At 35.7% G+C, this 14,554-nt stretch carries 4 protein-coding genes; all 4 read left to right on the top strand.

Annotated features, from left to right (window positions below; all coding sequences use genetic code 11):
• Nucleotides 1–3,384: amino acid adenylation domain-containing protein (locus tag SB679_RS22945; protein WP_410704614.1), on the top strand; the 3,384-nt coding region annotated here is incomplete at its 5' end.
• Between the two features lie 30 nt (nt 3,385–3,414).
• On the top strand, nt 3,415–11,325 hold the full coding sequence (locus SB679_RS22940) for an amino acid adenylation domain-containing protein (protein ID WP_410704613.1): 7,911 nt from the start codon (nt 3,415–3,417) through the stop codon (nt 11,323–11,325).
• A 25-nt stretch (nt 11,326–11,350) separates the two neighbouring features.
• Nucleotides 11,351–13,738, top strand: a complete 2,388-nt coding sequence (locus SB679_RS22935; protein WP_410704612.1) for a TonB-dependent receptor domain-containing protein — start codon at nt 11,351–11,353, stop codon at nt 13,736–13,738.
• Between the two features lie 19 nt (nt 13,739–13,757).
• The coding region (locus SB679_RS22930; protein ID WP_410704611.1) for a condensation domain-containing protein at nt 13,758–14,554 on the top strand (797 nt) is incomplete at its 3' end.

Below are 14,554 nucleotides of genomic sequence, written 5' to 3'. Positions count from 1 at the left end.
CTGGGAATAGATCAAGTGGGAGTTACCGATAATTTCTTTGAGCTTGGGGGTCATAGCTTAAGTGCAACAAGATTAATTAGCCTTATACATAAAGAATTTGAAGTAAAGCTTTCCTTAGGAGAATTATTCGAAAAGAACAGTCTTGAAGAACAAGCAATACTGGTAGAAGAATCCCGTGCAAGCACTTATAGTTCTATTCCTTGCGGACCATTACAGTCCAGTTATCCCTTATCGTCTTCCCAGCAGCGTTTATGGATTCTGAGTCAGTTTGATGAGGGGAATGCAGCGTATAATCTTCCTGGTTTTTACGAGTTTGAAGGTTCCCTTGATATCTCTTTACTGGAATCATCCTTTATGTACTTGTTGGAACGTCATGAATCCCTGCGAACTGTTTTTAAAGAAGAAGAGGGAGAAGCGCGTCAGTATATATTGGATTTTAAAGATGTAGGTTTTCAATTGGGTTATGATGACCTTCGGATAGACGGTAATGAATCAAGGCTTTCAGAGATAGTTGAAGAGGAGAAGCATAAGCCGTTTGATCTGTCCAGGGGACCCTTATTACGTATTCGTCTTTTGCAGTTATCAGAATCAAAATATGTATTCATTTTGGTAATGCATCACATTATCAGCGACGGTTGGTCTATGGAGATCATGGTAAAAGAATTATTTGAATATTATGAGTCCCATTTACGGGGTAGCTTTTCAGCTTCCGCACCCCTAAGGATTCATTATAAGGATTATGCTTTTTGGCAAAAGTCTCAACTTGAGGGTGATATGCTTACGGCGCATAAGTCTTATTGGCAGGACCAATTTACAGGCGATCTTCCTGTTCTTTCTTTACCCTCACAATATCCCCGTCCAGCGGTAAAGACATATGCGGGGAGTGTTCTGATCAAGGAGATCCCTTTGGCCTCGTTACATAAGCTCAATGTTCTTAACCAGCAAGAAGGGAGTACTTTATTTATGTCCCTTCTTTCCATGGTCAATGTTCTGTTATACCGTTATAGTGGTCAGGATGACATCATCATCGGCAGCGCTGTTACAGCCCGGGAACATTTTGATTTATCCGACCAGATCGGTTTCTATATCAATACCTTACCGTTAAGGACGCGTTTTAAAGAAGACGATAATTTTAGGTCTTTGCTAGGTCGTGTCAAGAAGATGACATTAGATGCCTATGCTCATCAGGCTTATCCTTTAGATGAGCTTATCTCAGATCTGTCATTAACTCGTGATGTGAGTAGGAATGCCTTGTTTGATGTGATGGTCGATTTACAAAATAATCATACTATAGGTGAGGAGACTTCAGATAGGTCGGCAAACCAACCCTTCCTCATAAAATCATATGAAGATACGGGTAGCTCCATCAGTCGTTTTGATTTACATTTCAATTTTTCAGAAACCCCTACAGGCCTCGTGCTGGGTCTCACTTACAATAGCGATATCTATTCAAATGAGTTTATGGTTCAGCTGTTGAATCATTTTGAACAGGTCTTGGAAGAAGTTATTTCTGCTCCGGACCAATCTATATCAGGTATAGACTATCTGATGGCTTCAGAAAAAGATGAGTTGGTTCATGATTTTAATGCAACATCTGTTGAATATTCCAGAGAACATACAATTATTGATTTATTTGAATCTCAGGTTTGTTCCACCCCAGATAAGCCAGCCGTTATATTTGGTACTACCGAATTAAGCTACCAGAAGTTAAATGAGAGATCAAACCAGCTGGCATTATATTTACGGGACAAGTATTCCATCGTACCAGGTGACCTGATCGGGATCCGTATGGAAAGGTCCGATCATATGATTGTTGTTTTGCTGGGGATCCTTAAATCCGGCGCAGGATATGTTCCTATCGATCCTCAATATCCTCAGGAAAGGATTGATTATATGCAGAGTTCAAGTAATTGTAAAGTGATCCTTGATGAAGAAGAGCTTATGCTATATAACCTGGAGCGGTTCCGCTATGGTATGGGTAATCCTGAAAGAGTCAGCAGTACGTCAGATCTGGCCTATGTAATTTACACCTCCGGCTCTACGGGGCAACCTAAAGGAGTTATGGTTGACCATGGCAACCTGTATAATTATTTAATGTGGGGTTCCGATTATTACTTTTCGAGTCCTGAGGCAGGAAACTTTGGATTATTCAGTTCCTTATCGTTCGATTTAACGATTACGAGTATCTTCTTACCGCTGGTTAGAGGTAATTTTATAAAAGTACTGAGCCCTGAACAGGATATTTATGAGATTTTGCATGATTATCTTACCACTCCCGGTTTGGATACGATCAAGCTTACCCCGTCGCATCTGGAATTATTAAAAGATGTAGATTTTATAGGAAGCTCCCTTAAGACCATTATCGTTGGAGGAGAGCCATTATTACCCCAGCATGTTACAGCTCTTTTAGCAGATCATCAAGACCTTATCATTTATAATGAATACGGTCCTACGGAGAGTACGGTAGGTTGTATGGTAAAGAAAATAGAAAAAGATAGTCCTATCACGATAGGGAGTCCCATCTCCAATACTCAGGTTTACCTGTTGGATGAAGGGCTTCATATAGTTCCTATTGGTGTTACAGGAACGCTTTATGTATCAGGTCTTGGGGTTACGCGTGGATATCTTAACAGAGCAGACCTTAGCACTGAGAGATTTATTGCTAATCCCTTTGAGACAGGGTTAACGATGTATAATACTGGAGATTTGGGAAGATGGCTACCAGATGGAGAGATTGAATATTTGGGAAGAAAAGACGATCAGGTCAAGATCCGTGGGTATAGGATAGAGCTTGGAGAGATAGAGACTACGATGTCCCAATTCAGTCAGGGTATCAAACAAGTAGTTGCTTCCGCGAAAGAGATTGCCGGTGAAAAAGTACTGGCAGCTTATTATACAAAAGATAAAGGATCTGAAATAGATAAAACCGAACTCAAAGCATATCTTCAAAGTAAACTACCAGAATATATGATTCCAGGCTTCTTTGTAGAAGTGGAGTCCATTGCCTTAACGTCCAATGGTAAGATTGACCGTAAGTCACTGCCTGGAGTTACTGGTGAAGATTTAATCAGAAAAGAATATGTAGCACCCGGAAATGATACAGAAAAAAGACTAGCCGTAATTTGGCAGGAAGTACTGAGAGCAGATAGAGTGAGTATTACCGACAGTTTCTTTGAGTTGGGAGGACATAGCCTAAGTGCAACAAGATTAATAACTCTTATTCATAAAGAATTTAATGTGAAAATTTCTTTAAGTGAATTATTCGAGAAAATTACTCTTGAGCAACAAGCAATATTTATAGAGAATGTCTTAATTGTTAAAGAAAGCCTTTCAGAAGCGGGACATCTGCAGAATTCGAATGAAAGAGAAAATTATACAATTTAGGATTATACATATCTGAATAAAATTATTTTAATGAAAAAATTATTAAAAAGATTAATTGATTTAAATATTACCGTTAAATTAGTAGATGATAATCTTAATTTAGATGCATCAAAAGGTATTATAACAAAAGAGTTATTAGAGGAAATAAAATTACATAAGCCAGAGTTAATAAAATTTTTAAGAAGTTATGAAAAGGAAGCAAGCACTTATAGTTCTATTCCTTGCGGACCATTACAGTCCAGTTATCCCTTATCGTCTTCCCAGCAGCGTTTATGGATTCTGAGTCAGTTTGATGAGGGGAATGCAGCGTATAATCTTCCTGGTTTTTACGAGTTTGAAGGTTCCCTTGATATCTCTTTACTGGAATCATCCTTTATGTACTTGTTGGAACGTCATGAATCCCTGCGAACTGTTTTTAAAGAAGAAGAGGGAGAAGCGCGTCAGTATATATTGGATTTTAAAGATGTAGGTTTTCAATTGGGTTATGATGACCTTCGGATAGACGGTAATGAATCAAGGCTTTCAGAGATAGTTGAAGAGGAGAAGCATAAGCCGTTTGATCTGTCCAGGGGACCCTTATTACGTATTCGTCTTTTGCAGTTATCAGAATCAAAATATGTATTCATTTTGGTAATGCATCACATTATCAGCGACGGTTGGTCTATGGAGATCATGGTAAAAGAATTATTTGAATATTATGAGTCCCATTTACGGGGTAGCTTTTCAGCTTCCGCACCCCTAAGGATTCATTATAAGGATTATGCTTTTTGGCAAAAGTCTCAACTTGAGGGTGATATGCTTACGGCGCATAAGTCTTATTGGCAGGACCAATTTACAGGCGATCTTCCTGTTCTTTCTTTACCCTCACAATATCCCCGTCCAGCGGTAAAGACATATGCGGGGAGTGTTCTGATCAAGGAGATCCCTTTGGCCTCGTTACATAAGCTCAATGTTCTTAACCAGCAAGAAGGGAGTACTTTATTTATGTCCCTTCTTTCCATGGTCAATGTTCTGTTATACCGTTATAGTGGTCAGGATGACATCATCATCGGCAGCGCTGTTACAGCCCGGGAACATTTTGATTTATCCGACCAGATCGGTTTCTATATCAATACCTTACCGTTAAGGACGCGTTTTAAAGAAGACGATAATTTTAGGTCTTTGCTAGGTCGTGTCAAGAAGATGACATTAGATGCCTATGCTCATCAGGCTTATCCTTTAGATGAGCTTATCTCAGATCTGTCATTAACTCGTGATGTGAGTAGGAATGCCTTGTTTGATGTGATGGTCGATTTACAAAATAATCATACTATAGGTGAGGAGACTTCAGATAGGTCGGCAAACCAACCCTTCCTCATAAAATCATATGAAGATACGGGTAGCTCCATCAGTCGTTTTGATTTACATTTCAATTTTTCAGAAACCCCTACAGGCCTCGTGCTGGGTCTCACTTACAATAGCGATATCTATTCAAATGAGTTTATGGTTCAGCTGTTGAATCATTTTGAACAGGTCTTGGAAGAAGTTATTTCTGCTCCGGACCAATCTATATCAGGTATAGACTATCTGATGGCTTCAGAAAAAGATGAGTTGGTTCATGATTTTAATGCAACATCTGTTGAATATTCCAGAGAACATACAATTATTGATTTATTTGAATCTCAGGTTTGTTCCACCCCAGATAAGCCAGCCGTTATATTTGGTACTACCGAATTAAGCTACCAGAAGTTAAATGAGAGATCAAACCAGCTGGCATTATATTTACGGGACAAGTATTCCATCGTACCAGGTGACCTGATCGGGATCCGTATGGAAAGGTCCGATCATATGATTGTTGTTTTGCTGGGGATCCTTAAATCCGGCGCAGGATATGTTCCTATCGATCCTCAATATCCTCAGGAAAGGATTGATTATATGCAGAGTTCAAGTAATTGTAAAGTGATCCTTGATGAAGAAGAGCTTATGCTATATAACCTGGAGCGGTTCCGCTATGGTATGGGTAATCCTGAAAGAGTCAGCAGTACGTCAGATCTGGCCTATGTAATTTACACCTCCGGCTCTACGGGGCAACCTAAAGGAGTTATGGTTGACCATGGCAACCTGTATAATTATTTAATGTGGGGTTCCGATTATTACTTTTCGAGTCCTGAGGCAGGAAACTTTGGATTATTCAGTTCCTTATCGTTCGATTTAACGATTACGAGTATCTTCTTACCGCTGGTTAGAGGTAATTTTATAAAAGTACTGAGCCCTGAACAGGATATTTATGAGATTTTGCATGATTATCTTACCACTCCCGGTTTGGATACGATCAAGCTTACCCCGTCGCATCTGGAATTATTAAAAGATGTAGATTTTATAGGAAGCTCCCTTAAGACCATTATCGTTGGAGGAGAGCCATTATTACCCCAGCATGTTACAGCTCTTTTAGCAGATCATCAAGACCTTATCATTTATAATGAATACGGTCCTACGGAGAGTACGGTAGGTTGTATGGTAAAGAAAATAGAAAAAGATAGTCCTATCACGATAGGGAGTCCCATCTCCAATACTCAGGTTTACCTGTTGGATGAAGGGCTTCATATAGTTCCTATTGGTGTTACAGGAACGCTTTATGTATCAGGTCTTGGGGTTACGCGTGGATATCTTAACAGAGCAGACCTTAGCACTGAGAGATTTATTGCTAATCCCTTTGAGACAGGGTTAACGATGTATAATACTGGAGATTTGGGAAGATGGCTACCAGATGGAGAGATTGAATATTTGGGAAGAAAAGACGATCAGGTCAAGATCCGTGGGTATAGGATAGAGCTTGGAGAGATAGAGACTACGATGTCCCAATTCAGTCAGGGTATCAAACAAGTAGTTGCTTCCGCGAAAGAGATTGCCGGTGAAAAAGTACTGGCAGCTTATTATACAAAAGATAAAGGATCTGAAATAGATAAAACCGAACTCAAAGCATATCTTCAAAGTAAACTACCAGAATATATGATTCCAGGCTTCTTTGTAGAAGTGGAGTCCATTGCCTTAACGTCCAATGGTAAGATTGACCGTAAGTCACTGCCTGGAGTTACTGGTGAAGATTTAATCAGAAAAGAATATGTAGCACCTAAATCTCCTGAAGAAAAATTATTGGTTTCTGTTTGGGAAGATGTCCTAAAAAGGGGCCCTATAAGCATAACAGATAATTTTTATAACCTAGGCGGTGATTCCATTAAATCCATTCAGGTTGTTTCTCGTCTAAAACAGAAAGGTTATAGCCTTAAAGTTAATGATATCCTAAAAGTAGCGATTTTAGAGGATTTGGCGCCATATATGGAAGTTAACACCCGTATTGCAGACCAATCAGAAGTTATAGGTAAAGTAGACCTTACCCCGATACAGCGTTATTTTTTTGAAGACAGTATCTTTAAAGTACACCATCATTTTAACCAGTCAGTAGTACTGAAAAGTAAAAAAGAGCTGAATCAGGATGCTTTAGCTAAGAGTATTTCATTTTTGACATCCCATCATGATGCCTTGAGAATGGTTTATCAAAACAATAAAGAAGGTTGGGAACAAATTAATCAGAGTATATCAGCAGATCAGACTATTGTTTCTTTTTATGATTTACAATTACACGATAATGATCTTGAAGAAATGTCCCGATTAGGATCATCTCTGCAGTCTGGTATCAATTTGGAAAGCGGTCCTTTATTTAAAGTTGGGCATTTTCGATTAAAGGATGGTGACCGTTTAGCATTAATTGTACATCACTTGGTAATAGACGGAGTATCCTGGAGGATCTTACTGGAGGACCTATCCAGCCTTTATGATCAATACTTATCCGGTAACTTTGCTAAGTTACCCCTAAAGACAGACTCTTTTCAGCGTTGGGCATCTTTACAAAAGGAATACGCTTATGGAGAAGCATTAGATAGTGAAAGGACTTATTGGGACCATTTATCAGAGCAGTCTATACCGGATTTTCCTGTAGATATTGATTCAGATCACTTAGGCAATATATTAGATGGCCATGTTTCCTTTACCTTAAATGCTTCTTCAACAGAATTACTACAGACCCAAGTGCATGGAGTTTATAATACAGAGATCAATGATGTATTGTTAACGGGCTTGGGTCTGGCATTAAAAGAAACTTTAGGATTAGATAAAAGTGTCATCAGGATGGAAGGGCATGGTAGAGAATCTATTATAGAAGATGTTGATATTAGCAGAACTATAGGCTGGTTTACTTCTGCTTATCCATTTGTTCTAAGTGTTTCAGATTCCCCATCAGTAGGAATGAACCTTATTAGGGTTAAAGAAGAACTACGTAAAATTCCTAATAAAGGTATTGGGTATGGGATCTTGAAGTATCTATCAGAAGATTTTACTGATAGACTAACCCCGAGTATAGAGTTTAATTATTTAGGAGACTTTGGAGACAATGCGGCCCATACTTCTGCCTCCTTATTTGAATATTCTTCCGAAGACATAGGGAGCAGTATCTCTGGAGAGAATGAAAATGATATTAATTTACGCGTATCCGGGATGTTGGTATCCGGAGAGCTTATCATGTCCATAGATTTCTCTACAGCTCTGTACGATCTCAGCTCAGTTCAGGATTTGGGAGCCTCTTATGAGAATAGTCTTATTAGAATTATAGATGAGCTAAGCAGAGATAAAGATACCCATCTTACCCCTTCTGATTTGACCTTTAAAGGATTAAGTCTAGATGACTTATCCGGACTCAATACAAATGATGATCTGGAAGATATCTATAAACTTTCCCCTTTACAGCAGGGTATCTATTATCACTGGCTTTCTGAGAAATCGACTTCAATCTATTTTGAGCAGATGTCTTATAAGATCAAAGCCCCTGAATTAGCTATTGAGTCTGTAAGAGAGGCTTATGGTAGGCTGATAGCAAGGCATAGAATATTAAGGACAAGTTTCACCACTGACTTTGCCGACTTTCCTCTTCAGATAGTGCGCAAGAGCGTACCGCTTAACTTTTCATATAAAGAAGTTCCTGATGGAGTACAGGGAGATGATTATATACAAGACATTAAGTTCAATGACCGTGAATGCGGATTTGATTTAACCAAGGCCTCTCAGATGCGCTTACAGGTAGTGAATCTGGGTAATGCAGAATATGAATTTATCTGGAGTCATCATCATATCCTTATCGATGGTTGGTGCATGAGTATTTTGATCAATGATTTTTACTCTATATTGAATTCTATACTGAATAGAGTTGAGGATTCCCTTCCTAAGGCACTACCTTATTCAAACTATATCAAATGGCTGGATCAGATAGATACTGATGATTCCTTACTTTATTGGAAGAACTACCTGTCAGGATACCATCATATTGCCCATATTCCCTTTAAAGAAGATGTAGCATCAGAGACTAAAAACTATCATCAGTCAATTGATAGTTTAGTTATTGAAGGTGAGTTATATGATGGTGTAAGCAGACTATGTAATCAGATAGATGTAACTCAGAATACGTTTATCCAGGTAATTTGGGGTTATTTATTATCCAAATATAACAATACAGGAGATGTTGTATTCGGAGCAGTGGTTTCGGGAAGGCCAGGTGATTTAGAAGGAGTTGAAAATATGGTGGGGTTATTTATCAATACCATTCCGGTAAGAATACGCTATAATACAGAAGATACTCCGGTAGGATTATTAAAAGAAGTACAGTCAGCTGCTATTTCGGGGAATATGCACCATTATCAGAATTTATCAGAAGTACAGTCTCAAAGTGAACTGGGAAGAAATTTGATTAATCATATCATGGTTTTTGAGAATCTACCTGTACAGGAGGTAATAAAAGAAGATATACAAAATCAGCAGGAAAAGGATATCACAATAGAGTCGATTGATGTATTCGAACAGACGAACTATGACTTTAATATCATAGTCGCACCTTCCTCCTCCTCCTTAACCTTAGAATTTAGATATAATACAGAAAAATATGACCCATCATTCATTAAAAAGCTGCAGGGTCATGTATATAATTTAATACAGGAGTTTAGTGTTAACAGCGATCAGCCTTTAAGAGATTTTAGTTATTTAACCGAAACAGAACGTTCCGAATTACTGTATCAATTTAACGATAGTGCTAGTGAATATCCGAATGACAAGACGATAGTTCAGTTATTTGAGGAGCAGGTAGGCAGGACGCCCGATCATGTAGCAGTAGTTTTTGAAGATGTTCATTTGACTTATCAGGAACTTAATGATCGATCGAATCAGTTGGGTGGTTATCTGCGGGAGCATTATGATATCCATTCAGATGATTTGGTAGGAATCAAGCTAGAGCGAAGTGAGGATATGATTGTTGGTATATTGGGGATCTTGAAATCCGGGGCTGCTTATGTTCCTATAGACCCTAACTATCCTCAGGAAAGGATTGATTATATGATAAGTGATACTAATGCAAAGTTGATTGTTAATGAACACTTTTTAGAGATTTTCAAGAAGGATATACAAGAAGAACAATTAAAGTATACTAAAGAGAATCTTCCTATCATTAGCCAACCAGATAGTTTGGCATATGTTATTTATACTTCTGGTTCCACAGGTAAACCTAAAGGGGTGATGGTTGAAAATAATGGATTAGTTAATCGCTTGACTTGGATGCAAAAAGTATATCCTTTGAGTAATTTAGATACATTAATCCAAAAAACCACATATTCTTTTGATGTATCTGTTTGGGAATTATTGTGGTGGAGTATATACGGAGCTAAACTTTCGATTATAAAACCTCAATATGAAAAAAGCCCTCTTGATATAATTGAGAATATAAGTGAGAACAAAGTAACAGTAATCCATTTTGTTCCTTCAATGCTTATGGTATTCTTAAACTTTTTGAATTCAAATAAAGAGTTTATTAAAAAAGTAGATAGTTTACAGCAAGTATTTGTAAGTGGGGAAGCATTGACAATTTCTCAGAAAGAATTATTCTATAAGATTTTGGCGAAAGTTTCATTAATGAATTTATATGGTCCAACAGAAGCTAGTATTGATGTAAGTTATTATGATTGTTCTGAATTTAGAGGAGGATCTAGTATTCCGATTGGAAAACCAATAGACAATACACACTTATATATATTAGATTCGGATTTAAACTTGGTACCTATTGGTGTAGTTGGAAATCTTTATATTTCAGGTGTAGGAGTAGCCAGAGGCTATCTAAATAAACCTGAATTAACCTTGGAGAAGTTTATAGATAATCCATTTGAGACGGATAATAAAATGTATGATACAGGAGATTTAGCGAAATGGTTACCTGATGGAAATATAGAATTTCTAGGGAGAAAAGATTTCCAGGTAAAGATCAGAGGATATCGTATAGAGCTAGGAGAAATAGAGACCGCTATCTTTCAGTTCAGCCCTGCTATTAAACAAGTCGTTGCCTTAACTAAGGAAGTAAACGGAGAAAAAGTATTGGTCGCTTATTATACAAAAAATGAGGGATTTGAAATCGATAAGGTTGAGCTTCGAGAGTATTTACTGAGTAAGTTACCTGAATATATGGTACCCGGATTTTTTATAGAACTGGAAATAGTTCCGTTAACGCTCAATGGTAAAGTTGACCATAAAGCATTGCCGGGAGTTACTGGCGAAGATCTAATCAGAAGAGAATATGTAGCCCCAAGAAATGAAACAGAAGAAGTACTGGTGAAAATATGGCAGGAAGTATTGGGAATAGAAAAAGTAGGAATTAGTGATAACTTCTTTGAGTTGGGTGGTCATAGCTTAAATGCTACAAGATTAGTCAGTCTTATTTATAAAGAGTTTGATATAAGAATTTCTTTAGGCGAATTATTTAAATATGCAATATTAGAAGAGCAGGCAACTCTGATTAAAAATACCCTTTCAATCTATAATATTGTTGACGTAAAAGATGATAAAGGTAATCTTGAGTTTGAGCAATTTACATTATAATAATAGTAATATAAATAAAGTTATTATGAAAAAAATAGCGTTTCTATTGCTAATACTATTAAATATATCATTATATGCTCAAATAAGAATTACAGGTAAAATTGAAACTACAGTAAATACACCTGTTGAATCTGCAGAAATTATTTTAGTGCTTAAAGATTCTGACATGATTAAGAGTGAACTTACAAATGGAAATGGAAGTTTCAGTTTAGAAGCTAAACAAGGTTTTTACAAATTGCAAGTACGAAAAGCTAATAAAATATTATTTTCAAAGAATTTACAATTAGAAACGAATTTAGATTTGGGCACTATAACTGTTGACAATGCAACTCAAATAGAAGGAATATCAATCACAGGCAAGAAGAAGCTCATAGAAAGAAAGATAGACCGATTGATTTTTAATGTTGAAAATTCTATTAGTGCTTCAGGTGGTGATGCATTGGATATGCTTTCCATAGCTCCGGGAGTTAAAGTACAAAATGATAAGATTACAATTATCGGTAAAAATACTCTTTCGGTTATGATTAATGATAAGATCGTTCAGCTTTCAGACCAGGATTTAGCAAACTATTTGAAGTCTATTCCGTCGGATGACATTAAAAGTATAGAAGTAATTACAAATCCACCAGCAAAATACGAAGCTTCAGGCAATAGTGGTTTAATAAATATTATTTTAAGAAAAGGTAAGAAAGACGCATGGAGTGCATTGCTTGGCTCTTCTTATCTCCAGCGAGTTTACGGTGAAGAAGCAGTTATGGGAAATTTTTATTACAACAAAAATAAGATATCTATTTCGGGTTCTCTCAACTATAAAGAAGGTATCATGAATACAGATCAAAATGATTATGCTTATTTTCCTGATGGTCTGTGGTATACAAAATCACCATACAAATCTAGCTATGCACGTAAAAATGGAAAAATAAGTATTGATTATCAATTGTCACCCAATTGGACTGTTGGAAGCCAAGTTTTATTTAATAGTAATAACCCTGTTTATACAGATAATCCATATACTCCTGTATACGATTCTAAAACAAATGACATTACTCGATATATGTTGTCTAATGGAGAAAACAAGCAAAACCCTAATATTATATTATTAAATTTTTATAATGATTTCAAATTGGATTCTTTAGGTAAAAAGATTATGGTAAATCTGGATTATTTAAATTTTAATAATAAAGATGTTAAAAGCTATTCAGGAGTTTCAGTTATTAATTCTCCATATTCCACAAAATATTTTGGGGGTATAAATAAAAATAATCAAAATATTATAAATTTATCAGGAAAGATAGATGTTGAAATTCCTACAAAGTGGGTAAATTGGAGTTTAGGTGGAAAAATATCAAATTCAGAGATACATAATTATATTTCGGCTTTTAACAGTGGCATAATTGATGATCCGGTCTCAGAATTGCCATTAAACAATACTGCTTTTGAGTACATTGAAAATATTGAGGCGTTATATGTCTCAGGGAATAAAAAATTCAATAAGAACTGGGAAATTCAGTTTGGTTTAAGAATGGAAGCAACTCAAACAAAAACATTTTCTGAAACTTTAGTTCAGTCTACAAAAAATAATTATTTAAAAATATTTCCAACTTCCTATATATCATACACTCCAAATGATAATTCAACATTTACGCTTAGTTATAGTAAAAGAGTTGATAGACCTCAATTTAATGATCTAAATCCTAATATCTCTTTTATTAACCCTTTTCAAATGATAGAAGGTAATCCTTTTTTACAACCAGCTTTTATAGATAATAGTGAATTAACTTATACGTATAAGAAACTAGAGAGTAAATTTTACTTCAGTAATGAAAAAAATTTATTTTCCCAAATTCCTATTGCAGATCCAAATACAAACATAATTCGCTTTACCAATAAAAACTATATCAATACTCAACGTTTTGGAATTTCCGAGAATTACATTTTTGATCAATTCAAATGGTGGATAAGTAATAATGCGATTGACGTAAATTATACAGTTTCTAAATCTAATCTGGAAATTACTCAAAGAGTACAAAAAGGCCTTAATTCAAGAATATCTACAAGTAATGATTTTAATTTAAATACAAAAAAAACATTGCTTTTTAATTTGAATTACTGGTATAGTTTTCCAGGTGTTAATGGGATTTATACGAATAAATCCATGAGTTCATTATCATTTACCATACAATATATGATGATGAATAAAAATCTTAAAATCTCCCTAAAAGTGAATGATTTGTTTAGAACTGAAAAAGAAAATATAAGCTCAACAGTGAATGGAATTTTCCAAAAAGGGGCGTATTATTATGATAATCAATATGTTAGAGTTTCAATTACCTATAAATTCGGGGATAAGAAAATTAAAGATAATGAGAGGAAATCAGGTAATGAAGAAATAAAAGAAAGAACAGTAATTTAATAATTTTAATAAACAAAAAATGGAAGATCTTCTAAAAAGATTAGCAGAGTCTAATATTAAAATTAATTTTATTGATGAAAAGCTAGATATTCAAGCTCCAAAAGGAGTTATGACTCCAGATTTATTAAATGAAATTAAATATCATAAAAACGGATTGATTGAATTCTTTAAATTGTATAAGGCAAAAAAGAAATTTGCACCTATCTCTAAAGCACCTGAGCAATCGGATTATGCACTATCTTCTTCTCAACGCAGAATGTGGCTTTTGAATCAATTTGGGGGTGGAAGAACAGCTTATAATATGATGAATATTCTCGAAATAAAGGGGAAACTATCACTTTCCGCTCTTGAAAAAGCTTTTATGGGGCTTGTGGAACGTCATGAATCTTTAAGGACAATCTTTAAAGAAAGTAAAGGAGAAATAAGGCAGGTTATATTAGGAATGGATGAAATTAAATTTCAACTACAATCTATAGATTTAACTTTAGCTGCTGACGCTGCCTCCGATCAAAAAATAAAAGAAATTATTGAAAATGAAACAACATATGCTTTTGATTTATCAGCAGATTCTTTAGTTCGGGCTAAAGTGATTAAGATATCTGATAATATGTATGTATTTGTTTTAGTAATGAATCATATTATAAGTGATGGCTGGTCAACAGAGATAATAACTAATGAATTGTTTGCACTATATGATACTTTCGCAAAAGATATCACATATTCTTTACCTGAATTAAGAATCCAATACAAGGATTATACAGTATGGTTGGAAGATGAGCTTGGCGGAGAGAGATATGAAAAAGCAGAATCATATTG

Source organism: Chryseobacterium sp. SIMBA_029 (assembly GCF_046535275.1).
Lineage (GTDB): Bacteria > Bacteroidota > Bacteroidia > Flavobacteriales > Weeksellaceae > Chryseobacterium.
Note: the sequence above shows the minus strand (reverse complement) of the source record. Positions and strands in the feature narration are given on the sequence as shown.